Annotated in this window: 21 protein-coding genes and 1 tRNA gene; 11 read left to right on the top strand and 11 right to left on the bottom strand. The window is 59.6% G+C overall.

Annotation, left to right across the window (positions count from 1 at the left end):
* The first annotated feature begins 24 nt into the window (after nt 1–24).
* Nucleotides 25–1158 (top strand): alpha-hydroxy acid oxidase, encoded by a 1134-nt coding sequence (locus ACFWW2_RS19930; protein WP_393931033.1) that lies wholly within the window; start codon nt 25–27, stop codon nt 1156–1158.
* Here ACFWW2_RS19930 and ACFWW2_RS19925 read toward each other — a convergent pair.
* Nucleotides 1155–1904, bottom strand: coding sequence for an SDR family oxidoreductase (locus ACFWW2_RS19925; protein WP_393931030.1), 750 nt, complete (start codon nt 1902–1904; stop codon nt 1155–1157). The genes ACFWW2_RS19930 and ACFWW2_RS19925 overlap by 4 nt on opposite strands.
* A 145-nt stretch (nt 1905–2049) precedes the next feature.
* Between ACFWW2_RS19925 and ACFWW2_RS19920 the strand changes: the two genes are divergently transcribed.
* The 5 genes from ACFWW2_RS19920 (at nt 2050) to ACFWW2_RS19900 (ending at nt 7425) form a co-directional block, all read left to right on the top strand.
* A complete protein-coding gene (locus ACFWW2_RS19920; protein WP_393931028.1) occupies nt 2050–5493 on the top strand; it encodes a pyruvate carboxylase in 3444 nt (1147 codons plus the stop codon).
* The gene (locus ACFWW2_RS19915) at nt 5493–6005 is read left to right on the top strand and encodes a DUF2314 domain-containing protein (RefSeq protein WP_393931026.1); all 513 of its coding nucleotides are present in this window, start codon (nt 5493–5495) and stop codon (nt 6003–6005) included. Before ACFWW2_RS19920 ends, ACFWW2_RS19915 begins: the two co-directional genes overlap by 1 nt.
* Nucleotides 6006–6046: 41 nt before the next feature.
* Nucleotides 6047–6436: a VOC family protein gene (locus ACFWW2_RS19910; RefSeq protein ID WP_393931024.1), complete on the top strand. Its 390-nt coding sequence runs from the start codon at nt 6047–6049 to the stop codon at nt 6434–6436.
* Between the two features lie 5 nt (nt 6437–6441).
* On the top strand, nt 6442–7257 hold the full coding sequence (locus ACFWW2_RS19905) for a metallophosphoesterase (protein ID WP_393931022.1): 816 nt from the start codon (nt 6442–6444) through the stop codon (nt 7255–7257).
* A gap of 93 nt (nt 7258–7350) precedes the next feature.
* A tRNA-Gly gene (locus tag ACFWW2_RS19900) sits at nt 7351–7425 on the top strand.
* Nucleotides 7426–7574: 149 nt separating this feature from the next.
* Here the strand turns inward: ACFWW2_RS19900 and ACFWW2_RS19895 are convergent.
* Complete coding sequence (locus ACFWW2_RS19895) at nt 7575–7910, bottom strand: hypothetical protein (protein WP_393931020.1); 336 nt, start codon at nt 7908–7910, stop codon at nt 7575–7577.
* Nucleotides 7911–8127: 217 nt separating this feature from the next.
* Complete coding sequence (locus tag ACFWW2_RS19890; protein ID WP_393931018.1) at nt 8128–8850, bottom strand: imidazoleglycerol-phosphate dehydratase; 723 nt, start codon at nt 8848–8850, stop codon at nt 8128–8130.
* Nucleotides 8851–8988: 138 nt separating this feature from the next.
* Between ACFWW2_RS19890 and hisB the strand changes: the two genes are divergently transcribed.
* The 3 genes from hisB to ACFWW2_RS19875 all read left to right on the top strand — a co-directional run bounded on the left by hisB (nt 8989) and on the right by ACFWW2_RS19875 (nt 10871).
* Nucleotides 8989–9576 (top strand): imidazoleglycerol-phosphate dehydratase HisB, encoded by a 588-nt coding sequence (gene hisB / locus ACFWW2_RS19885; protein ID WP_393931016.1) that lies wholly within the window; start codon nt 8989–8991, stop codon nt 9574–9576.
* Entirely contained in the window at nt 9573–10211 is a 639-nt protein-coding gene (gene hisH / locus ACFWW2_RS19880) for an imidazole glycerol phosphate synthase subunit HisH (RefSeq protein ID WP_393931014.1), read from the top strand. The genes hisB and hisH overlap by 4 nt, the downstream gene beginning before the upstream one ends.
* Before the next feature lie 189 nt (nt 10212–10400).
* A complete protein-coding gene (locus tag ACFWW2_RS19875; RefSeq protein WP_393931012.1) occupies nt 10401–10871 on the top strand; it encodes a transglycosylase SLT domain-containing protein in 471 nt (156 codons plus the stop codon).
* Between the two features lie 146 nt (nt 10872–11017).
* Here the strand turns inward: ACFWW2_RS19875 and ACFWW2_RS19870 are convergent, their stop codons facing one another.
* Both ACFWW2_RS19870 and ACFWW2_RS19865 read right to left on the bottom strand, forming a co-directional pair.
* Complete coding sequence (locus ACFWW2_RS19870) at nt 11018–12151, bottom strand: SMP-30/gluconolactonase/LRE family protein (RefSeq protein WP_393931010.1); 1134 nt, start codon at nt 12149–12151, stop codon at nt 11018–11020.
* Nucleotides 12152–12163: 12 nt separating this feature from the next.
* Nucleotides 12164–13201 (bottom strand): NAD-dependent epimerase/dehydratase family protein, encoded by a 1038-nt coding sequence (locus ACFWW2_RS19865; protein WP_393931008.1) that lies wholly within the window; start codon nt 13199–13201, stop codon nt 12164–12166.
* A gap of 84 nt (nt 13202–13285) precedes the next feature.
* Between ACFWW2_RS19865 and ACFWW2_RS19860 the strand changes: the two genes are divergently transcribed.
* Nucleotides 13286–13849, top strand: a complete 564-nt coding sequence (locus tag ACFWW2_RS19860; RefSeq protein ID WP_393931006.1) for a TetR/AcrR family transcriptional regulator — start codon at nt 13286–13288, stop codon at nt 13847–13849.
* Between the two features lie 325 nt (nt 13850–14174).
* On the opposite strand, the gene ACFWW2_RS19855 is transcribed toward ACFWW2_RS19860, so the two are convergent.
* The 5 genes from ACFWW2_RS19855 to ACFWW2_RS19835 all read right to left on the bottom strand — a co-directional run bounded on the left by ACFWW2_RS19855 (nt 14175) and on the right by ACFWW2_RS19835 (nt 20088).
* Nucleotides 14175–15227, bottom strand: a complete 1053-nt coding sequence (locus ACFWW2_RS19855) for a hypothetical protein (protein WP_393931004.1) — start codon at nt 15225–15227, stop codon at nt 14175–14177.
* A gap of 359 nt (nt 15228–15586) precedes the next feature.
* Nucleotides 15587–17224, bottom strand: a complete 1638-nt coding sequence (locus tag ACFWW2_RS19850) for a hypothetical protein (RefSeq protein WP_393931002.1) — start codon at nt 17222–17224, stop codon at nt 15587–15589.
* A gap of 86 nt (nt 17225–17310) precedes the next feature.
* Nucleotides 17311–17937, bottom strand: a complete 627-nt coding sequence (locus ACFWW2_RS19845) for a TIGR02466 family protein (protein WP_393931000.1) — start codon at nt 17935–17937, stop codon at nt 17311–17313.
* Nucleotides 17938–17946: 9 nt separating this feature from the next.
* Nucleotides 17947–19080 carry a carboxylate-amine ligase gene (locus ACFWW2_RS19840; protein WP_393930998.1) on the bottom strand — a complete coding sequence of 378 codons (1134 nt, stop codon included), beginning with the start codon at nt 19078–19080 and terminating at the stop codon, nt 17947–17949.
* A 63-nt stretch (nt 19081–19143) separates the two neighbouring features.
* On the bottom strand, nt 19144–20088 hold the full coding sequence (locus ACFWW2_RS19835; protein ID WP_393930996.1) for a M23 family metallopeptidase: 945 nt from the start codon (nt 20086–20088) through the stop codon (nt 19144–19146).
* 220 nt (nt 20089–20308) lie between these two features.
* On the opposite strand from ACFWW2_RS19835, the gene ctaD reads away from it, so the two are divergent.
* Entirely contained in the window at nt 20309–21967 is a 1659-nt protein-coding gene (gene ctaD, locus ACFWW2_RS19830; protein ID WP_393930994.1) for a cytochrome c oxidase subunit I, read from the top strand.
* Between the two features lie 125 nt (nt 21968–22092).
* Here ctaD and ACFWW2_RS19825 read toward each other — a convergent pair whose 3' ends face one another.
* Nucleotides 22093–22515 carry a RidA family protein gene (locus tag ACFWW2_RS19825; RefSeq protein ID WP_393930992.1) on the bottom strand — a complete coding sequence of 141 codons (423 nt, stop codon included), beginning with the start codon at nt 22513–22515 and terminating at the stop codon, nt 22093–22095.
* Nucleotides 22516–22538: the final 23 nt, after the last annotated feature.

The raw sequence follows: 22538 nt of genomic DNA, 5'->3' as shown, positions 1-22538 counted from the left end.
CATCAGTCGCCATAGCGTGCGCCCATGACACTCCACAGCCGCTACCCCGCCATTTCCGATCTGAAGGCCCGCGCAAGGCGGCGTATTCCGCATTTCGTCTGGGAATATCTCGACAGCGCCACAGGGGTGGAGGCAACGCAAAGGCGCAACCGCACAGCACTCAATCAGGTCCTACTGAACCCGTCGATCCTGCACGGGGAATTTGATCCCGACCTCAGCACCATGTTGCTGGGGCACACCCACCCCTTGCCCGTAGGCATCGCCCCGGTCGGTATGTCCGGGCTGATCTGGCCGGGGGCCGAACAGATGCTGGCCCGCGCCGCAGCACGTGAAAACCTGCCTTTCACCCTGTCCACAGTCGCCAGCCAGTTGCCCGAGGATGTCGGTCCACAAGCAGGCAATCACGCATGGTTCCAGCTTTATCCACCACGCGATCCCGGCATTCGCGACGATATCCTCAAACGGGCCAAGGCATCGGGTTTTACCACGCTGGTCCTCACCGTCGACGTGCCCGTCGCATCCCGGCGCGAACGCCAGACACGCGGCGGGCTGACCAATCCGCCGAAAATGACACCGCGTCTGGCGCTGCAGGCCGCCCGATGCCCGACCTGGCTCAACGGGATCCGCAAAACCGGGATGCCGCGCATGAAGCTGATGGATGGGTATTCCGATATCAAGACCGCCCTGCCCTCGACCCAGCATATCGGATACCTGCTGCGTACCTCACCCGACTGGGACTACTTCAAGGCACTGCGCGACGCCTGGGACGGCCCACTGATCGTCAAGGGCGTGGGGCGGGCCGATGATGCCGCCCGCCTGACCGATGAAGGGGTCGATGCGATCTGGGTCAGCAACCATGCCGGGCGGCAATTCGATGGCGGGCCCGCGACCATCGAAATCCTGCCAGCGATCCGGGCGGCCACATCCCTGCCGGTGATCTTCGACAGCGGGATCGAAGGCGGGCTGGACGTGCTGCGCGCCATCGCCCTTGGCGCGGATTTCGTCATGCTGGGGCGGGCGTTTCATTATGGGCTGGCCGCATTGGGCGAAGCGGGACCGGACCATGTTTTGGACATCCTGCGGCAGGACATGATCAGCAATATGGGGCAGATCGGCGCGCGCAGGCTGGCCGATCTGCCGGGTTGCCTCCGCTACTAGCGCAATGTCATGCCGCCATCGACCATGTATTCCGACCCGGTGACATAGGCCGCATCGTCCGACAGCAGGAAACAGGTGACCGCCGCCACCTCCTCCGGCTTGCCCATACGGCCCAGCGGGACGGCCTCGGCAATCTGCTTTTTCATCTCTTCGGCGTCATCGCCACCCTTGCCCAGCGCATCAAAGAAATTCGTCTCGATCGGGCCGGGGGCAACGGCGTTAACGCGGATATTGCGAGGCGCCAGATCCTTGGACCAGCTGCGTGCCATCGCCAGACACGACGCTTTTGTCGCCGCATAAATCGCCCCCTTGGCCCCGCCCAGATATGGCGCGACAGAGGATGTCAGCAGCACAGCACCACCATCCTTGATCAGCGGCTTCAGCGCAGCCATCTGCAACGCGGCACCACGCACATTCACATTCATCATGGCATCGAACCCTTCGGCATCCAAATCCTCGGTCGCCATGTTCTTGCCGTAACCCGCATTCAGATAGGCACCATCGATCTGGCCCATCTGGTCCTTGATCGTGGCCGCCAGTTCCTTGGCCGCCTCCGGATCAGACGCATCATTGCGCAACACCAGGCTGCCCGACGGCAGGCTGCGCCCGGCCTCGTCCAGATGGTCCTGGGTCACACCGGTCACGGCAACCTCGCCGCCTTCCTCAACGATACGTTTGGCTGTGGCCAGGCCGATACCGCTCGTGCCGCCAGTGATCAGAATACGCTTGCCTTTGAAACGGGTCATGTTGGTCTCCTTCTTGGGGTTCCAAGGCCAACCGGCGCAGGCCGTGATCGTTCCACATTCGCCCGAATATACGTATTTCTACCGGTTTACGTGCCGTCAGAAACTCCCTAGACATTGCTGCAACTGCAAAGTGGGGACTTTAATCATGGCCGAGTTCAAGAAAATCCTGATTGCCAACCGCGGCGAAATCGCGATCCGCATCATGCGGGCCGCCAACGAAATGGGCAAGAAAACCGTCGCAGTCTTTGCAGAAGAGGACAAGCTGGGCCTGCACCGCTTCAAGGCGGATGAGGCCTATCGCATCGGCGAAGGCATGGGGCCGGTCGCCGCCTATCTCAGCATCGAGGAAATCATTCGCGTGGCCAAGATGTCCGGTGCCGACGCAATCCACCCCGGCTATGGCCTGTTGTCCGAAAACCCCGATTTCGTGGATGCCTGCACCGCCAACGGCATCACCTTCATCGGCCCCAGGGCCGAAACCATGCGCCAGCTGGGCGACAAGGCCAGCGCGCGCCGTGTGGCAATAGAGGCCGGTGTGCCCGTCATCCCCGCAACCGAGGTGCTGGGCGATGACATGGCCGCGATCAAGAAAGAAGCGGCCGAGGTCGGCTATCCCCTGATGCTCAAGGCGTCATGGGGCGGCGGCGGTCGTGGCATGCGCCCAATCATGAACGAAAGCGAGCTGGAGGAAAAAGTCCGCGAAGGCCGGCGCGAGGCCGAAGCCGCCTTCGGCAATGGCGAAGGCTATCTGGAAAAGATGATCATGCGCGCCCGCCACGTCGAGGTACAGATTTTGGGCGACAGTCACGGCCAGATCTACCACCTCTGGGAACGGGATTGTTCGGTCCAGCGCCGCAATCAAAAGGTCGTCGAACGCGCCCCGGCCCCGTATCTCTCCGGCACCCAGCGCGAACAGCTTTGCAATCTGGGCAAGAAAATCTGCGCCCATGTGAATTACGAATGCGCAGGCACGGTCGAATTCCTGATGGATATGGACTCAGGCGAGTTCTACTTTATCGAGGTGAACCCCCGCGTGCAGGTCGAACACACCGTGACGGAAGAGGTCACAGGCATCGACATCGTGCGCGCGCAAATCCTCATCGCCGAAGGCAAGTCATTGGTCGAGGCGACAGGTTGCGCCAGCCAATATGATGTGAAGCTCGACGGTCACGCCCTGCAATGCCGGGTCACGACCGAGGACCCGATGAACAATTTCATTCCCGATTATGGCCGTATTCAGATGTACCGCTCCGCCACCGGCCCCGGCATCCGGCTGGATGGTGGCACGGCTTATTCCGGGGCGGTGATTACCCGGTTCTATGACAGTCTGCTGACCAAGGTCACCGCCCGCGCGCCCACGCCCGAAATGGCCATCGCCCGAATGGATCGCGCCTTGCGCGAATTCCGCATCCGTGGTGTGTCGACCAACATCGCCTTTGTCGAAAACCTGCTGAAACACCCGACATTCCTTAACAACGAATACCACACCAAATTCATTGACGAGACGCCGGATCTTTTCAACTTTACCAAACGCCGCGACCGGGCGACCAAGATCTTGACCTATATCGCCGATATCACCGTCAACGGGCATCCCGAAACCGCCGGGCGGCCCCTGCCCGCAGCGGATGTCAAACCACCCCGCGCGCCCGTCAAACCAACCACCGATGTCACCCCCGGCACCCGCAACATCCTCGACGAATTCGGGCCAGAGGCTGTGGCCGACTGGATGCGCGACCAGAAACAGCTTCTGATCACAGACACCACGATGCGCGACGGGCACCAATCCCTGCTGGCAACCCGAATGCGGTCCATCGACATGATCCGTGTCGCCCCCACCTATGCCGCGAAAATGAACCAGTTGTTCAGCGTCGAATGCTGGGGCGGGGCCACGTTTGATGTGGCTTACCGGTTCCTGCAGGAATGCCCGTGGCAACGGCTGCGCGACATCCGGGCAGCCATGCCCAATATCATGACGCAGATGCTGCTGCGCGCCTCGAACGGGGTCGGCTACACCAACTACCCTGACAATGTGGTGCAGGCCTTCGTGGCACAGGCCGCCAAATCCGGCGTTGATGTCTTCCGCGTGTTCGACAGCCTGAACTGGGTGGACAACATGCGCGTCGCCATGGACGCCGTGATCAAGGCCGAAAAGGTCTGCGAAGGCACGATCTGCTACACCGGTGACATGATGGACCCGAACCGGTCCAAATATGACCTGAAATACTATGTCGGCATGGCCAAGGAACTTGAGGCGGCAGGCGCCCATGTCCTCGGCCTGAAAGACATGGCCGGGCTGCTCAAAGCGCCCGCCGCGACCGCGTTGGTCAAGGCCCTGAAGGAAGAGGTCGGCCTGCCGATCCATTTCCACACCCATGACACATCTGGGGCCGCGATTTCCACCGTGCTCGCGGCATCCGCCGCCGGGGTGGATTGCGTCGATGGGGCGATGGACGCCCTGTCCGGCAACACCTCGCAACCAACCCTCGGTTCGATCGTCGAGGCGCTCAAAGGCACCGACCGCGACACCGGCCTTGATATCGGCGCCATCCGCGAGATCAGCAATTATTTCGAACAGGTCCGCGCCCATTACGCGGCCTTCGAATCCGGCCTGCAGGCCCCCGCATCAGAGGTCTACCTGCACGAAATGCCCGGCGGCCAGTTCACCAATCTCAAGGCACAGGCGCGTTCGCTCGGGCTCGAAGAGCGCTGGCACGAGGTCGCCCAGACATACGCAGACGTCAACCAGATGTTCGGCGATATCGTCAAGGTGACCCCTTCCTCCAAAGTGGTCGGCGACATGGCCCTGATGATGGTCAGCCAGGGCCTGACCCGCGCCCAGGTCGAAGACCCCGATGTCGATGTGGTCTTCCCCGACAGCGTGGTCGACATGATGCGCGGCAGCCTCGGCCAACCCCCCGGCGGCTGGCCCAAGGCGATCCAGAAAAAGATCCTCAAAGGCGAAAAACCGATCACCGACCGGCCCGGCAAATCGCTGCCGCCCGTCGGTCTCGAAGCGACGCGCGCCGAACTGACCACCCTGCTTGAAGGCAAGTCCGTCGATGACGAGGATCTGAACGGCTATCTGATGTATCCCAAGGTCTTCCTCGACTACATGGGACGGCACCGCGTCTACGGACCGGTCCGCACGCTGCCGACGCGTACATTCTTCTACGGAATGGAACCGGGCGAGGAAATCGCCGCCGAAATCGACCCCGGCAAGACGCTGGAAATCCGGCTGCAGGCGGTCGCCGACATGAACGAGGACGGCGAGGTCAAGGTGTTCTTCGAACTCAACGGCCAGCCACGCACGATCCGGGTGATGAACCGACTTGCCGCCGCCAGCAAGGTGCAACGGCCCAAAGCCGAAACCGGCAACCCCGACCATATCGGCGCGCCGATGCCCGGGGTCGTCGCCACCGTTGCGGCCGTGCCGGGCAAAAAGGTCAAGGCAGGCGATCTGCTGCTGACCATCGAAGCCATGAAAATGGAAACCGGCATCCACGCCGAACGGGACGCCGTGATCAAGGCGGTGCATATCCAGCCGGGCGGGCAGATCGACGCAAAGGATCTGCTGGTGGAGCTGGAATGATGCGCGCGTTTGTCCTTGCACTTTTCCTTGTCGCGCCCGCACCAACACTCGCGCAGGGCGACCCTGTCGTGCCATTCACCAAACAGGACAGTGTTATGAACGCCGCAATCGCCGCGGCACAGGCCTCATTGCCCCTGTTTCTTTGCACCGTCGTGAATGACGAAGGGTACAGCACCGGAACCGCATATCTGAAAGTCGCCGTGCCGATATCGAATCCTGACATCGAAAACGAAATCATTTGGGTTGGCCCGTTCGCCGCATGGACCGGAACCGAGTTTGCGGGAATTCTAGCAAACCAACCCGTCGACATTCCGGGCTATGCGCTGGGCGACCAGTTTGATTTTACCTATGACATGATCGTTGACTGGTCGTTGCTGGGTGAGGATGGACAGCGCTTCGGGGACTATACGACGCGCGTCATTTACCAACAATCTGACAGCGATGATGCGGCTGCCATCCTTGCGGCGATGGCAGACCCGCCTTACCCACCCGAGTGGACCTGCGACGACTGATACAATTCCGGCCATCTATTTGTCTCAATGAGCAACGGACCATGGCACAACACCTCGCCCTTATCTCCCTCCTCGTACCGGATTACGACGCCGGCATCGCCTTTTACGTGGGGCAGATGGGTTTTGACCTGCTCGAAGACACCGATCTCGGCGGCGGCAAACGCTGGGTCCGTGTCGGCCCCAAAGGGGCGCAGACGGCCTTCCTTCTGGCACGCGCCGTGGGCGAACAACAGACCGCCGCAATCGGCAATCAAGGCGGGGGTCGTGTCTGGTTATTTCTGCAAACCGATGATTTCGACAGGGACTATGCAGCGATGCGCGCGCAGGCTATCGTTTTCGAAGAGGACCCGCGGCACGAGCCTTACGGCACCGTCGCGGTATTTAATGATGCGTTCGGGAATAGGTGGGACCTGATCGAATTTGGTAAGTGAGTGGTATGCAAAAACTGTTAGTGATTTCCGACCCCCATATCTGCGAACCCGGCGAAAAAATCATTGGTTTGGACCCAAAGGCGCGGTTCGAACGGGTGCTTGATGCGGCCACAACGGCGCATCCTGATGCCACCGCGCTGATCCTGCTGGGCGATCTGACCCATAACGGGCTGGCTTCCGAATACGAGGTGCTGCACAGCATTCTGGAAAAGAAAACGATCCCCGTCATACCCATGCTGGGCAACCACGACCGGCGCGAGGCATTTCGAGAGATCTTTACCAGCACCAAGACCGATGAAAACGGGTTCCTGCAATATGCCATCGATCTGCCCGGTCACCGGGTCATCACCCTCGATACGCTCGACGGGCCGCCCTATGATGATGTGCATCACAGTGGGCGGCTGTGCCCGGACCGAATGACATGGCTGGCGCGGGCGCTGGCCGGGTCTGAGGACCGAATGCCGCTGGTCTTCATGCACCATCCGCCCTTTGAGACAGGCATCGTGGGTATGGACAATATCAACCTGACCGATGGCCACGCGGTTCTGACCCTGATCGCGGCCAAACGGCGGGCGCATCTGTTTTGCGGCCACGTCCACCGCACCATTTCCGGCAGCACCCAGGGCGTGCCATGGACCATCTTCAAAAGTTCGGCGCATCAGGGCGTGCTGGATCTGGAAACCAATGATTCCTCGCTTTCGGTCGATGAACCCGGCGCTTACGGTGTTCTGCTCCTGCGCCCCTATGGTGTTGTGGCCCATAGCGAAGACGTGGGCGCGGCCCCGGCCAAACCGCCAGAGCGGGCCTCCGGCTCCGGATGACCCTGCGGCCTGTGGCGGAAAACTGGGCCCCGCTGCGATTTTGGTCTTGCAGTGGGCGCAAAGTCTTTATAGATCAGCCCTCACGAAACGGATGCGGGCGTAGCTCAGGGGTAGAGCATAACCTTGCCAAGGTTAGGGTCGTGAGTTCGAATCTCATCGCCCGCTCCAATTCGACAACAAAAAGGCCGACCCCTGTGGTCGGCCTTTTGTTTTGGGCGATGTGATCGCTGGCATTTCCTCTGATCGCCAAATGCAAAACGCCGCCCGGCGTCTCTGCGGGGCGGCGCTTGTTTGCAAAGCACTGTCGGATTTACCGCTTACTGCAGTTCCAGCGCCGCGTGATCGGTCTCTTGCGGCAGATCATAGGCGCGTGCAGGCAGATCCGAGAAATAGCGGACAGGCTTGTAGTCCTGCATCTCTGCAGGGAAAGGCATGTCACCGAATACGGCCGCAGTCTGCACGAATGCAGGCAGTTCCATGAATGGCATGTCGTCAAACACGACAGGCGACTTATAAACCGGCATTTCCGCCGGGAACGGCATGTCGTTCACAAATGAAGGTGTGGGTTGCTGCGTCTGCATGCCTTCTGCAGATGCCATCGATCCAAATGCACAAATCGCCGCCGCAACGGTGATGTTAATCAATTTCGCCACTGTAGTCTCCTTACCAGATAATGCGGTTGGACCGGCCTTGGGCGACCGGGCCAACACTCGTTAACAAGGCGAATTTGACGAAAACTTTGGAAGAAATTGAGGCATGGCATCGGTCAAATCATGACTGATGCTGTAGCCGGAACAAACCTGTTAACCCAACGTTAATTGTTCCCAGGCCCGGCGGATTTTCGCCGGCCACTCACGGCTTCTGGACCTATCAGACTGCCGATCTGGCCCCAGTAATACTACTGAGACGTGCAATATGGACGACAGATTTAGCGTCTGGCGTGCCCAAGGTCGCGAAATGTGGCAGGTCTGCCTTATCTGCCATAGCTGGATCGAGAATCTCTTCCTCTTCCGGCAGCTTTTCGGCGAGGGCGGGATGACTTTGCGCGACATCGCTGTAAAGCGGAATGTCAGGGCCGCCAATGTCAGCTGAATCATCGGTGATCAGAACAATTTCATCAACCAGATCATCCTCCCAATCGGCCAGTTCATCCTCGATATCCGGGTCAGGACCCAGTACAGCCTCCGCCAAGTCGGCGGCTGTCAACCGACCCACCCGCGCCTCTGCCTGAGCGAAATCCTCGATCGAGGACAGGGCCAGTTGCGCCAGAATCCCAGGCGCGACCGATATGCCTGCCAGCGCATAAAGCGACGGGATCAATTCATACAGTTCATCGGTATCTTCACCCGGCCGATCCGTCATCAGGATCGCGCTGATATAGGGATGCCGCCGTTCGGCAGAAAGCGCCAGCGCATGGGTCAACCGCCCGCCGACCCGTTCATCCATCACCAGCAGATCAACCGGTTCAATCCGCAAAAGCGCCTGCGCGATATGCCTGCTTTCCACGCAAGCCACCTGAAAACCCTTGTCCAACAGCGCCTTGGCACAGCCGGCGGCAGCTTCGGCATCGTCCCGCATGATCAGCGCTTTCATCGGATTCTCCTGATTTGTGGCAGCGTTGGCGGTGACCATAGGCAACCAACCCTTAAATATTTCTGAAAAACCGTCACAAATCTTGGCCCTTGCCCCGGATGCCCCTATAGAGCGACCGACGACAAGAGGAACGCAAATATGCGGACAGCAACGATCACACGCAAAACGGCCGAAACTGACATCACGGTCACCATCGATCTGGACGGGACCGGCACCTATGACAACCAGACCGGGGTCGGCTTTTTCGATCATATGCTGGACCAGTTGTCGCGCCATGCGCTGATCGACATGACCGTGCGGGCCAAGGGCGATCTGCATATCGACGATCACCACACGGTCGAAGACGTGGGGATCGCGCTGGGGCAGGCCCTAACCGAGGCCCTGGGCGACAAACGGGGGATCCGCCGCTACGGGTCCTGCCATCTGGCGATGGACGATGCGCAGGTGCGCTGCGCGCTTGATCTGTCCGCGCGGCCCTATCTGATCTGCAATCTGGACCTGCCATTCGGCAAGATCGGCACCTTCGACACCGAACTGGTGCGCGAATTCTTCCAGGCGCTCAGCACCCATGGCGGGATCACGCTGCATATCGACAAACTGCACGGCTTCAACGCGCACCACATCGCAGAGGCCGCGTTCAAATCCGTCGCCCGCGCCCTGCGCGAAGCGGTGGAAGTTGATCCGCGCAAGGCCGACGCGATCCCGTCGACCAAGGGCAGCCTATGACAACCGCGCTGATCGATTACGACAGCGGCAACCTGCATTCGGCGCAAAAGGCGTTCGAACGGATGGCGCGCGAGGTCGACGCCGGTGACATCATCGTCACCGCCGACCCCGATGTGGTCGCCCGCGCCGACCGGATCGTGCTGCCCGGCGACGGAGCCTTTCCCCATTGCCGGGCCGAACTTTTCGCCCGCACCGGCCTTGCAGACGCCATCATCGACGCGGTGACAAACCGCGCGCGACCCTTCTTTGGCATCTGTGTCGGCATGCAGATGCTGGCGACCACCGGGCACGAATACGAAGAAACCCCCGGTTTCGGTTGGATCGCCGGCGATATCCGCCGGATCACCCCCGCCGATCCAGCGTTCAAGGTTCCTCATATGGGCTGGAACGATCTGGTGATCGACCACCCCCACCCGGTGCTGGACGGGATCGACACCGGCGATCACGCCTATTTCGTGCATTCCTACGCGATGGACGTGGCCAACCCCGCCGAACGGCTGGCCCATGTGGATTACGCGGGCGACATCACCGCCATCGTGGGCCGCGACAACATCATCGGCACGCAATTCCACCCCGAAAAAAGCCAGACAGCAGGTCTGCGGATGATCGGCAATTTTTTGCGGTGGGCGCCCTGATCACCAGCCCTTTGTTATTGCATAACAAATCCTGATTTTCGACGGTCGGCACCGCGTCGGACTTGCGTCGGCAAAACGTCGGACCCCATCGGGCAGGTGCGATAGGTTTTGTTAAGCATTATCGTGCGCGCAGAATGATAAACAAAAGGCGACCCCACCGGTCGCAACAACAAAGAGCAGGATATCCCAATGATCACACGCCGCCACATGATCCTTTGCAGCGCCGCCGCCCTTGCCGGGTGCAGTCGCCGGTCCGAACCCGAAGCGCGCCGGGCCAACATCCCGCTTTACCCCAACGAAACGCCCGAGCTGCGGCGGCTGATCAACAAATACGCCGCGGTGCATGATATCCCCGTCACCCTGCTGCACCGGGTGATCATCCGCGAAAGCACCCACAACCCCGCCGCCCGCAACGGGCCCTACTATGGTCTGATGCAGATCTTGCCCGAAACGGCCCGCACCATGGGCTATCGCGGATCACCCGAAGGGCTGCTGGATGCGGAAACCAACCTGATCTACGCAGGCCGCTATCTGCGCGGCGCGTGGCTGATCTCGGAGGGGGACGAGGCGACAGCGGTCAACTGGTACGCGCGCGGCTACTATTACGAGGCAAAACGGCGCGGCATGTTGGTGGAAACCGGTCTGCGACCGGGCGGGTGAGAGCTGGCTGAACATCGGACGAATATGGACTTAACGGCATCGACTGACAGTGGCTGCACGACAACGCGGTAGGTTTCAGCTGTGAGCCCAAAAATGCACGATGCTGCGCCACCCACTAACGGTAGCTCTCCCGTAGTACGCCTGCGTCATTGCCCTGGTCGCCCCTGCGTCCCCGGTTTGAACCGCCAGATATAATAGGGTGCCTGTGCCGCATGGTGTTCTGCATTTTGCAGGGCGAGATGCGGAATTGCGCTGTCGGCAAGATAGAGCCAGCCATCGGGCCCGAAACTCAACCCATCTGCCCAGCGGATACGATCATCACGCACGATTGTTGTCAGAGTGCCGTCAGGTGCCATGGACAGCACCGCCTGATGCTCGATATCCGTGATGAACACATTGTTTTGCGCGTCTATCGAAAAGCCATCATTCAGAGGTTTCTGACCGACCTCTTCGATCTGAGCCGCTAGATCGACATCCGACAGGCTTGCGTCTTGCAAAGCGGTCGTTGAAATGCGGTACAGCATGTCATGGTTCATCGCGCCGTAGTATATCCATGCATCGTCATGGCTCAGCGCAATGCCGTCGATCCCTGTTTTCATCTCAAGCAGGCCGCCGAAGAACGACATGTCTTTGATTTGATTTCGGACCAGGAGGTTCTGTGGATAGAGGCTGGCGTGCCGGTTCAGTACACGCCGTGCGGATTCATTCTGTGTGTCATAGACAACGATGGCTGGCCGTTTGGCCCAAAATCCTGCATCGGCGACGTAAATCCAACGCCCGTCATCGCTGATTTGCATATCTTGTAAGAATGAGCCGCGCGGTGCGATGTCTCGTGCGAACGCATGATTGTGAACCACACCACCGGTGCCAAGATCAAAGGCGATCAGCCGAGATTGGCCCATGCCGTGATCTGCGGGATCAATAACCCAGAGCCGGTTCTGCGCATCGACGACAACGCCCAAGGGTGAGGTGAACAACGCGGCCTGCCCCGTTGCGGGGAATGGCACGGCCGCGCCATCAAACCATTCGTAGAGATAAGGCGGTTCCGGGTTTGATTCAGGATGGATCGTGTAGAAGATGCGCCCATCTGCCGACACCGCCGCATTGCCCATAGGTCGATCGGAAATCACTGCCGCCTCAATCGTTCCTTGCGGCAACACAGGCGCTGTCGTTAGATCGATATAGTCCGCGCCGCGCCCGAAGAACACATAGACAATGCCGAGCAGGGCAACCACCAGAACGACAACAAGCCCGAGAAGACGTTTGGTCCATTTCCACATCTGCTGGGCTCCTTATGCTTTGGGTGCAGGGATATGGCCCCATTTCGTCAGGTCAGCCAACGTGTCCTGTATGCTCTCTTGCGGGCTGCGGAACGTTATTCCCATCTCGCGTTTGATCTTGGTGTTATCAAATCGCGGGATACGCCCCAGATGGGTGCGCAGATAAGAGCCGATGCCTTTGGGTTGTCCAAAGCTCGCCAGTTTCATCAACGCGGTTCCGATCGCGCCGGTCAGCTTGAACTTCGGCAACTTCGTGTGTCCGTAGCCAGAGGCGCGCAACAACGCGACCACTTCGGCCATGTCCATATTTGCGCTGGCAGCGATATAGCGCCCTGCGGGAACGTCCGCCGAAAGTGCAGCAACATGCGCATCTGCCACATCGCGCACATCCACAAACCCCCAGTTGAGCGCCATCACCGCCGGATATGCCCCGCCGATGATATCCACGAAGGTCTGGTTTGATGTGTTGATCGCGGCTGTATGTGCCGGGCCGATCACCAAGAACGGGTTGATGACCACCAGGTCAAAATGGGGTTTCTCAGCCTCCATGAAGTCCCATGCCGCGCGCTCCGCCATTGCCTTGGAATAGTAATACGGGTTGCGGGCCAGCGTGCTTTTGTCGTTCCAGTCTTCATCGGTCAGCACCCGCCCGTCAGGTTCGTCGGTGATCGCGGCCATTGAGGATGTTATGATCACACGCCGCACACGCGGCGATTTTGCCGCCGCCGTCAACATCGACACGGTGCCTTGCACGGCAGGATCGACCAAATCGCGCTGCGCGTCTTCAACATTCATCGCATAGGGGCTGGCCATATGCAGGATGACATCGACATCCGTATGGGCCAAAAACGGGTCTGTGTCTGTCAAATTAGCCGCGACAAGCGTCATGTGTTGGTCTGCGCCAGACATCGCCTGCAAGTGCGCCGTCTTTGATGTGTTCTTGGGGTCGCGTACTGTTCCAACGACGTCATGTCCTGCTGCAAGCAGCCGTTCGATGGTGTGGCTGGCGATAAAACCGGTTGCGCCGCTGACGAGTATCTTGTCTGACATGAGGAGAACCTTGTTGATTCTTACGAATTGAACGAGTAGATATATATACGTTCAATAATAGTCAAGCCGGTGACAGCCCCTCCCATGCCAGATCTCTCGCCAATCAAAGCCGCCCGCCGCGACAAAATCCTGAATGCAGCCCAGCATGTCTTTGTCACGCAAGGGTTTCGCGGCGTGACGATGGAGGGCATTGCCGAGGCCGTCGGTATGTCGAAGGTTACAGTCTATGGTTACTTCAAGGACAAGGATGCCGTGTTTGCCGCCGTGGCGGATCGGCTGGCATCGCGGCTGGTCGAGGTGGTGAAAACCGAATTGCGCGATGGGCTGACGCTCCGCGACAAGATTGGCAATGCCCTGATCGCCAAGCATCGGGTGATTTTCGATCTGGTCAGGACGTCACCGCATGCGGCAGAGCTTTTTGCCGCAAAGGATTTGACCAGTCAGCAGCGGTTTCGCGATAGCGATCATGAGATCGAAGGCGAATTAGAGGCGCAGTTGGTTGCGGGTCAGGTTGAAGCGCAAGAGGCGGCTGCACTGGCACGCGTTCTCTTCGCAGCAAGTCAAGGCATCGCCAATCATGCAGAGCGGTTCGAAGAGATCAAGGATGGCATCGGTCGCCTAACTCAGATCATAGGAGATGAGGAATAGGCCTTTCAGACTTCTTCAGGGGGAATAAATCCAGATTTTGGACTGGATCGCATAACGCGATCACACTTCCAGAGTGGCAACGTCGTGGGCCTCGGAGAGCCCCAAATCGGGAAATGGGAAGCTACGAAATCGAAGTGGCCCTGCCAACGAGGAGGCATTAGTTCTTTCCAAAGCCGCCATTTGAGACCTCAATGGGAATGGCGGCAAAGTAAGCAAAGAAGTTATTGCATCACGACTTCCCCAAGACTGGGCCAGGTTCGCTCCGGGTGCGTCATTTATTGGATTCAGTGGACCCACGCCAATTATTCACAACATTTCACGACACCTACTGCCCCTCTGCGCGGGCATAGGTTTCGGCAAGATAGGCGATGATCTGGCCAAGCTCCCCGTCATCGGCAGTCAGGCCGTTCCCGACCATGCGTGTCACCAGAACGCGTATGTCGTCGGCGCTGTTGAAGGTGGATTGCTCCACCAGCGTGGGCGCGTGGCATTGCGCGCATTTCGCTTCGAACACCTGCCTCGCCGCGTCCGGGTCGTAATCCGGGGCGCGGGTCGCAGACAGGCGCAGCGCCTCTTGGCTGGCGCGCACCTCGACCGTCAGGGCGCGCCGTTCGGTTGCGACCTCGCGCAGGGTCGGAGAAATGGCGATCAGATAGGCGGTCACGCTCCATTCTTCGCTTTCGCTGATCGTGTTGAGCGTGGTCGACCGCGTCGCCATCCGGGCGACGGTGCTGCGCCACGCCTCTGGCGTGCGCGGACGGACAAGGATCGTGCGCAGATCATGGCATTGCGTGCATTTGCGGGTCAGCACATCGCGGCCTTCGGCCAGCCCCGCCGAGGAGGCCAGCGCTCGCAACCCGGCCTCGTCCGAGAACCCGATCTGGGGCAGGAACTGAACCACCCGATCAATCCGGTCTTGTGCGAAGTTCTGGCCGTCCTGCGCAGTGGCCCGCAAATAGGCTTCGCGCGCGGCATAGGGCAAGGCCAGACCGGTCAGCAATAATGTGCAGATCAACAACGATGTCCCCAGAAGCGGGGCGAGGGTGGATTCCATATGTTTGAAGAACCGGACCACCATGATCTTGACGATCAGAATCGCCCCGACCGCAAGCCCAAGCGTCAGGTGCAGCACGGTCCGGGCGGGCAATTCGATCTGGTAGGACCACAGGCGCGGCACCATATCCCACATCAGGATGATGTAGATCGCAACGAAAACGTAGCCAAACAGCCGGTGCAGGGTCATCAGGGATCGCGGGGCGGCGCTTTGGTGTTTTTCCTTGTCGAAGGGAAATTTCCACAAATAGAACATCAGGAAAGTCAGGAACAATGCGAGCAGCAGAAATGCGCCCCCGAAGATGGCATTGATGGACGCGCCCATGGGTTCTCCTGTTCATGGCTATTGGGGGGCAAGCGTCCTTGCAACGCCCCTGCCCCGTCAAGGCGGCAATCGTTTGAAAAAGCGTGGTAATTTGCGGTTTGGGTGCTGTTTTACCGGTGGCACCCGGTGCAGGTCTGTCCCCAACCTGCACCAAGCACCCTGCAAGCGCCGTTGCATGTGAAAGGCAGGGTCACATGGTGAGTGGTGGCGTGGCGGCGTTGCCCACGACTGCCCTGAGGAGGCGTTCGGTGAGCCCTATGTGGCAAACCCTTGGCAGCAATGTGAGGCACGCGAAGGTTAACAACCTGTTACAGATTATCTAATGCTTTGATTCAGAATGTGTTTTTGAACCAGCGCTATCACTGACGCGCCGCCATTGCATCGCCCAGCGCCTCGTAAGCTGCCACAAATTCCGCGGCCAATGGCGATTCCTGACACAATCTCGGCACCGTGACCCGGGCGAAATGATCCGCCGAAATCCCCGGCCAGTTGGCATCCTGCCGTTCGATCACCGCCACGGCGGCTTCGGTGCGGCCCAGCCGCTGCAGCAGCATCGCGTGGCGCATGAAAGTATATGGAAATTCAAAAATCAGTGCCGACCGCCGCTCGATATTCAACGCAATCTCGTAATCGCCGCGATGGGCGTGCAGCCATGCAATCCAGCTGAGCGTCAGCCAGCGAATGGGATTGTCGCCGGCCAGACGGTCATCAAATTCTATGGCCTGCTGCAGCACGTTGCCAGGCGGCACCCGGCAGGTATAGGGGATGACCAGTTCCAGAAAGCGGGCCAGATCGTGACCGGGGTCCAGTTCCAGCACCCGCTGCATCAGCAGATGCGACTCTGCGATATTGCCCGAATGCCATTTCGATTGCGCCACGGCGAACACGACCTCTGGATCAAGTGCAGCCAGTTCCAACGCCCGGCGTGCATGCATTTCGGCTGCGGCGCGCTGTTCGGGTGTATCTGCAGGCCCGTAAACATTGGCCAGAAACGCCAGCTTGTCGGCCAGAACCGCATGGGCGGCCCCGAAATCCGGGTCCTTTTCCAGCGCAAGGCGGGCCAGTGCGATCCGCTCCTGCTCCCAAGCGATGGAATTCATGGCCCGCCCGGGCACCCAGGTGGCCATGATAAACAATTGTTCTGGTGTCAGTGTCTGCGGGTCGCGCCCTTCGAGTGCGACGCGCGACGCCCCGAACGCGCGTTGCCGCACTTCATTACCCAGCACGGCCATCACTCGGTCTTCAAATTCCGGCCCGTCTTCGAACACATGGGACCGCGTCCAGACCACTCGGTTGGTGGCGGCATTGATCAGTTCCGCATCGACCCGGTAATGCGAGGCATCCACTGCGCGCACCAGTCCGCGCAGTTCGAAATCCGGTGCCAGCCCTGTATCCGACGGATCATCCGGTGACAGGATCGTCAGAGATTGGTTGCGCACCAATCCGCCGCGCAAAGCCGCACCAATCCGTGCAGCGGCATCTGCATCCCCCTCGATTGGCCGGAGTTCGATCTTGACGTGGTTGTCTGTCGGTATCTCATCGCGCGGTCCGTGCAGATAGAGCCACACCCCCATCACCAACCCCCAGGACACCAGCGCCACAAGTGCCACGACCCGGCCGCCCTTGCGCTTGACCCGGCGTGGGGCATCGGCCGATGTATCGCGCAGGCTCAATTCCGGGCGGTAGGTTCCAACGGGGATATCGACAACCAATTGCGTATCAGCAAATTTGCTGTCCTCGAACGTGGCAAGGGCGCTGCGCAATCGCCCGATTTCTACCCGGACGATACTGTCAATTGATGGGTCGAAATCGTCCGGTTTATCGAAAACATCCAGACCGATGGAATAGGCCTTGAGGTTTTCGCCTTCCCCATTGGCTTCTGCAGTGACCAGGTATTCCAGTAGGCGCATTCGGCGCTTGCTGCGGCCCAGAACGCGGGAGTCGGCCACACGCTCAAGATATGCGGCCACAGCATCTTCTGGCATACCGGATGTCATCGCTGCGCCACGCCGCAACCCCCACGTTTTTCAGATATACCAACAGGTTACATGACCAATTCAGATCGATCAACCAAGAGTTGCCCTTACGTCAACTTTGCCTTGCGAAAGGTTGCGTTGAACGCGATTGAAACCCGTTCTTCGTCGGTTTCATTGGGATAGACCCAGTGAACCAGATAGGACGGGAACATCACGATCTCGCCGACACGGGGTCTGATCCGGCGCTTGGGGCGGAACGCCTTGGCCCGCAGGATGCGCCAGTTGGGCAGATCCGACCGGGGATCTAGAAACTCGATCATGCCCGATGTGCCCTCTTCTACCGCTGGTTGCGAGACGTAGTAGACCCCCGACCAATGCGCGCCCGGATGGGTATGCGGCGCGTTGAACCCGCCGGGCGGGTTCATGTTCATCCAGCCTGATATCTTGAGCCGCAATGTGGCCGGATCCACTTTGGCTGATACACGGCGTGTCGCTTCGTAGACGGATGCCTCTGCGGCGGCATAAAGGGTGCGGACACAATCGGCGTCCCAGTCAAAGATATTGCCTGCCGAATGCCACCCGCCGCGGTTTGACTTGTTCACGCCTTCGCTCGCCTCGCGCTGGCGCGCGCCTTCCTCCAGCAAGGCGGCATCAAGGGCCGCGTGATTAGTCACTTGAAACCGCAGCAGCGGTGTGCCGAACAGGGTTTCTTTGCTTGTGTCGTCAAAGCTCATGGCAGCCTCTTATAAATCCCGATGAAAATCCGTGACCAGCGATGAAACCACCGCCTGCAGCGCCTCGTGCGGGATTGCCCCGCGGGCGAGCGCCGCGTCATGTGTCGCGCGCTGGCGGTCCGCACTGGTACCCTCGGTGACGATGGCGCGTGCGGCTTCAACCTCGGCCACGCAATCCAGCGCCTCGGCATCCTCGGCGATCAGGTCGAGGATTTCGTCGACCACCTGTTCAAAGGAAATCAGCGCCTTGCGGCCAAAATCAATCTGCCCTTCGGACACACCATAGCGTTGCGCGCGCCAGCGGTTTTCGCTGATCATGAAATTGTCGATCACGCGCCAGCCGTCGCCATTCTTGATCTTGCGCCAGATCATCCGGGTCAGGCACTGCGTCAGGGCGGCCAGGGTCAGCGTGACCTCCATGCGCGGGACCACATCGCAGATGCGCGATTCAATTGTCGGGAACTTGGAGGATGGACGCAAATCCCACCAGATTTTCGAACTGTCCTCGATCAGGCCCAGCGACACCAGGGTGTCCACCGATGACGAAAACGCCGCCCAGTCGGTCATCTCGGGCGGCAGGCCGGTGCGCGGCAGATTATCGAACACGGTCAGGCGATAGGAATTCATACCAGTGTCGTCGCCCTGCCAGAACGGCGATGACGTGGACAAGGCATGCAGATGCGGCAGGAAGTATTTCAGCTGGTTGACCAGTTTGATGCGCATATCCTCGTCCGGGATGCCCACATGCACATGCATCCCGCAGATCAGCATGCGCCGGGCCACACCGGCCAGATCACGGCGCAGTTGGTCATAGCGTTCCTTAGGCGTGTGGTGCTGGTCCTTCCAGTCGGCAAACGGATGGCAGGACGCGGCAATCGGGGCCAGCCCGAATGCATTGGCGTGATGGGCGACGGTTTTGCGCAGATGGCGCAAATCCTCGCGGGCTTCGGCAATGGTGGCACAGACGCCCGTGCCGATCTCGATCTGGCATTCCAGGAATTCGGGGCTGACCTTGCCTTCCAGATCCGCCTTGCAGGCGGCCATCAGATCATCAGGGGCGGCAGCCAGGGCCAGCGTTTCCTGATCCACCAACAGGTACTCTTCTTCGATACCGATGGTGAACGGGGGATCATCCTGTGCCATATCGCGCCTTTTGGTTGGGTACTGGCAGGAAACCAGCATTCGGGCCACCGCGCAAGACAGGGGTTACGATCCCTGCCCTACCACAAGCCGCTGACCGCGCACCAGAAACCGCCCCTCGACGGTGAACCAGACAGGATCACCAGACAGCGGATTTGCATTCTCGGCCGCCGGTCGCTGCACGTGAAGATGCAAATGTGGTTCGGCCGAATTACCCGAATTGCCGACACGACCCAGCATCTGCCCCACGCTGACCTGATCGCCGGTGGCGACAGCCACGCTGCCCGGTGTCATATGCGCCAAAAGCACCACCAACCCATCACATTCCAGCAGCACATGGTTACCCGCCATCACCGTCCGGTCCATCTGAGGGACCGGATTGTCGGGGCGACCGTCCAACGCTTGCGCAACCCGCCCCGTGCAAGGTGACAGGACTGGTGTGCCGGTGATCAGATACCTTTCAGCCGCAACCGGCGCGATCCCGTCCGCCCGCAATCCCCACCGGTCTATGGCGATAATGTCCACGCCATAGCTTTGGCCGCGACTGTCGGCAAAACGAGGGGCCAGCGTCATCAGGTGATTGTTGATTGCAGGCGCCGTGCCGCCCGACATGACAATATAGCGGCCGGGCTCCAGTGGCATGGCAAGATCAATCGCAACGTCGGGCATGACCCGGCCGACCACTGGCGGGATGATCACCCAGGTGATCCCCGACAGGGCCATAACCGCCAACGCCGCCTCGGTTACGCGCCAGATCATCCGACGGGAATGGGTGCGCGGCCATCGCCAAATCACGAGCAGGGCCTGCAGCCCCGCCAGCGCCCAAGGGGTCCACCATGGCGGAAACAGCCAGAGCCCCACCAAAGCCAGATAAACCAGCACAAGCCCGATTGCGCAGCCCCGCAGCAGCAATCCGACCCGACTGGCAGACGGAACCAGCGCATTGAGCACAATCAGAGCCAGCGGCAGGACAAGCTGCAGCAAAACCAACGGGGCAATTAGTTCGTTCATTCGGACCTCCCTTGCCGGGGCAACGCCATAATCTGGCCCGACCGGGCGTGTCGGTCATTGCGCCAGATCAATCCTTTGGGCGTCCTGCGCCAATTTTACCCATGCCGGACGCTGCATCCTTTATTGCCCCTTTACGTTCAACCGATTAGAACCGCCCCAAACCGGGTGCCGCTCGTGAATCGGTACGCGGACACGAGTAGCCAACACGAGGAGAGCCAAAATGGCAGATGCAGCCATCCACGGCGACGCACACGAAGACGACCGGGGGTTCTTTACCCGGTGGTTCATGTCCACAAACCATAAAGATATCGGTATCTTGTACCTTTGGACGGCAGGTGTGCTGGGATTCATCTCGGTCGCCTTTACCGTCTATATGCGGCTCGAACTTATGGAACCGGGCGTGCAATATATGTGCACCGAAGGGTTCATGGCCGATCCGTGTACGCCAAACGGCCATCTGTGGAACGTGCTGATCACCTATCACGGCGTGCTGATGATGTTCTTCGTGGTCATTCCGGCGCTGTTCGGGGGCTTTGGTAACTATTTCATGCCGCTGCAGATCGGCGCGCCTGATATGGCGTTCCCGCGCCTGAACAACCTGTCCTACTGGATGTTCGTCGCCGGTGCATCGCTCGGTGTGGCCTCCATGCTGTCACCGGGCGGGAATGGTCAGCTCGGGTCTGGTGTAGGTTGGGTGCTTTATCCGCCGCTTTCCACCTCTGAAGGCGGGATGTCGATGGACCTTGCGATCTTTGCTGTGCACCTGTCAGGTGCCTCTTCGATCCTGGGTGCGATCAACATGATCACGACCTTCCTGAACATGCGGGCCCCCGGCATGACGCTGCACAAGGTGCCGCTCTTTGCCTGGTCGATCTTTGTGACCGCATGGCTGATCCTTCTGGCCCTGCCTGTGCTGGCGGGTGCGATCACCATGCTGCTGACAGACCGTAACTTTGGCACGACCTTCTTCCAGCCCGAAGGTGGCGGTGACCCGATCCTTTATCAGCATATCCTGTGGTTCTTCGGCCATCCGGAAGTATATATCATCATCATCCCCGGCTTTGGTATCATCAGCCACGTGATCGCCACGTTCAGCCGCAAACCGATTTTTGGCTACCTGCCCATGGTCTATGCGATGGTGGCGATCGGTGTTCTGGGCTTCGTCGTCTGGGCGCACCACATGTACACGGTGGGCATGTCGCTGACACAGCAGTCCTATTTCATGCTGGCCACCATGGTCATCGCGGTGCCCACAGGGGTCAAGATCTTCTCGTGGATCGCGACCATGTGGGGCGGGTCCGTGGAATTCAAGACACCCATGCTCTGGGCGTTCGGGTTCCTGTTCCTGTTCACCGTCGGTGGGGTCACCGGCATCGTGCTGTCACAGGCCGGGGTCGACCGGGTTTACCATGACACCTACTATGTGGTCGCCCACTTCCACTATGTGATGTCGCTGGGTGCGGTCTTTGCCATCTTTGCGGGGATCTATTTCTACCTGCCCAAGATGTCGGGCAAGATGTATCCCGAATGGGCCGGCAAGCTGCATTTCTGGGCGATGTTCATCGGCGCCAACCTGACCTTCTTCCCCCAGCACTTCCTGGGCCGTCAGGGCATGCCGCGCCGCTATATCGACTACCCCGAGGCGTTCGCCTACTGGAACTACATCTCAAGCTGGGGTGCCTTCCTGTCCTTCGCCTCGTTCCTGTTCTTCATCGGCGTGCTGTTCTACACCCTGCTGAAAGGCAAGCGCGTGACCGAGAACAACCCGTGGAACGAATATGCCGACACGCTGGAATGGACACTGCCATCGCCACCGCCCGAGCATACGTTCGAAACCCTGCCTAAGCAGGAAGACTGGGACAAAAGCCCGGCCCACTAACCCAAAAGAAAGGCCCCTTGCGGGGCCTTTTTTATGTGGACAACTGTCTGATGAGGCTGGCCAAGCAGCGAAAGCACAGGCGGTCATGCAAAGGTCGGTTTGCGCCCAAACCTACGAAAAGCTCCTTACCACTTGGGTTCGTGGAACCGATCATACGGGATCACCGCAACCGGAATCAGTTCGACTAATAGCTCTGGCATGACTAGGCCGGGTGTTTGGATCAGGATGCTCGCAGGTGCGATTTCCGGTGCCAACTTTTCCGCGCGAACTTTCTGAATGGCGGGAAGATCGTCGGCATTAAGGAAGTAGATGGTCAGGGAAACCATATCCTCAAATTTTCCGCCTACCGCACGCAGAATATACTCTACGTTGTCAAAGCATTGCCTGATCTGTGCTTCGCAGTTATGTTCGCCGATCAGGTTCCCTTGTCCATCCCAAGCGACTTGCCCGGTCATCCTGAGGGTCCTACCTTCCGGCTCGACAATTCCATGGTTAAAGGCGCGGCCGAATTGCGGCCAACCCGTCGGGGGGTTGAAACGTGTGGTCATAACATGCTCCGAAGTTTGGTTGC

Source organism: Yoonia sp. R2-816, assembly GCF_046762905.1.
Lineage (GTDB): Bacteria > Pseudomonadota > Alphaproteobacteria > Rhodobacterales > Rhodobacteraceae > Yoonia.
Note: the sequence above shows the minus strand (reverse complement) of the source record. Positions and strands in the feature narration are given on the sequence as shown.

Excerpts from the sequence above, each read along its gene's own strand:
- hisH (WP_393931014.1), top strand. The coding sequence starts at position 9,573 with ATGACAACCGCGCTGATCGATTACGACAGCGGCAACCTGCATTCGGCG.
- ACFWW2_RS19850 (WP_393931002.1), bottom strand. The coding sequence starts at position 17,224 with ATGACATCCGGTATGCCAGAAGATGCTGTGGCCGCATATCTTGAGCGT.
- ACFWW2_RS19860 (WP_393931006.1), top strand. The coding sequence starts at position 13,286 with ATGCCAGATCTCTCGCCAATCAAAGCCGCCCGCCGCGACAAAATCCTG.
- ctaD (WP_393930994.1), top strand. The coding sequence starts at position 20,309 with ATGGCAGATGCAGCCATCCACGGCGACGCACACGAAGACGACCGGGGG.
- ACFWW2_RS19910 (WP_393931024.1), top strand. The coding sequence starts at position 6,047 with ATGGCACAACACCTCGCCCTTATCTCCCTCCTCGTACCGGATTACGAC.
- ACFWW2_RS19920 (WP_393931028.1), top strand. The coding sequence starts at position 2,050 with ATGGCCGAGTTCAAGAAAATCCTGATTGCCAACCGCGGCGAAATCGCG.
- ACFWW2_RS19865 (WP_393931008.1), bottom strand. The coding sequence starts at position 13,201 with ATGTCAGACAAGATACTCGTCAGCGGCGCAACCGGTTTTATCGCCAGC.
- hisB (WP_393931016.1), top strand. The coding sequence starts at position 8,989 with ATGCGGACAGCAACGATCACACGCAAAACGGCCGAAACTGACATCACG.
- ACFWW2_RS19855 (WP_393931004.1), bottom strand. The coding sequence starts at position 15,227 with ATGGGCGCGTCCATCAATGCCATCTTCGGGGGCGCATTTCTGCTGCTC.
- ACFWW2_RS19840 (WP_393930998.1), bottom strand. The coding sequence starts at position 19,080 with ATGGCACAGGATGATCCCCCGTTCACCATCGGTATCGAAGAAGAGTAC.
- ACFWW2_RS19845 (WP_393931000.1), bottom strand. The coding sequence starts at position 17,937 with ATGAGCTTTGACGACACAAGCAAAGAAACCCTGTTCGGCACACCGCTG.
- ACFWW2_RS19890 (WP_393931018.1), bottom strand. The coding sequence starts at position 8,850 with ATGAAAGCGCTGATCATGCGGGACGATGCCGAAGCTGCCGCCGGCTGT.
- ACFWW2_RS19925 (WP_393931030.1), bottom strand. The coding sequence starts at position 1,904 with ATGACCCGTTTCAAAGGCAAGCGTATTCTGATCACTGGCGGCACGAGC.
- ACFWW2_RS19875 (WP_393931012.1), top strand. The coding sequence starts at position 10,401 with ATGATCACACGCCGCCACATGATCCTTTGCAGCGCCGCCGCCCTTGCC.
- ACFWW2_RS19835 (WP_393930996.1), bottom strand. The coding sequence starts at position 20,088 with ATGAACGAACTAATTGCCCCGTTGGTTTTGCTGCAGCTTGTCCTGCCG.
- ACFWW2_RS19825 (WP_393930992.1), bottom strand. The coding sequence starts at position 22,515 with ATGACCACACGTTTCAACCCCCCGACGGGTTGGCCGCAATTCGGCCGC.
- ACFWW2_RS19870 (WP_393931010.1), bottom strand. The coding sequence starts at position 12,151 with ATGTGGAAATGGACCAAACGTCTTCTCGGGCTTGTTGTCGTTCTGGTG.
- ACFWW2_RS19915 (WP_393931026.1), top strand. The coding sequence starts at position 5,493 with ATGCGCGCGTTTGTCCTTGCACTTTTCCTTGTCGCGCCCGCACCAACA.
- ACFWW2_RS19905 (WP_393931022.1), top strand. The coding sequence starts at position 6,442 with ATGCAAAAACTGTTAGTGATTTCCGACCCCCATATCTGCGAACCCGGC.
- ACFWW2_RS19930 (WP_393931033.1), top strand. The coding sequence starts at position 25 with ATGACACTCCACAGCCGCTACCCCGCCATTTCCGATCTGAAGGCCCGC.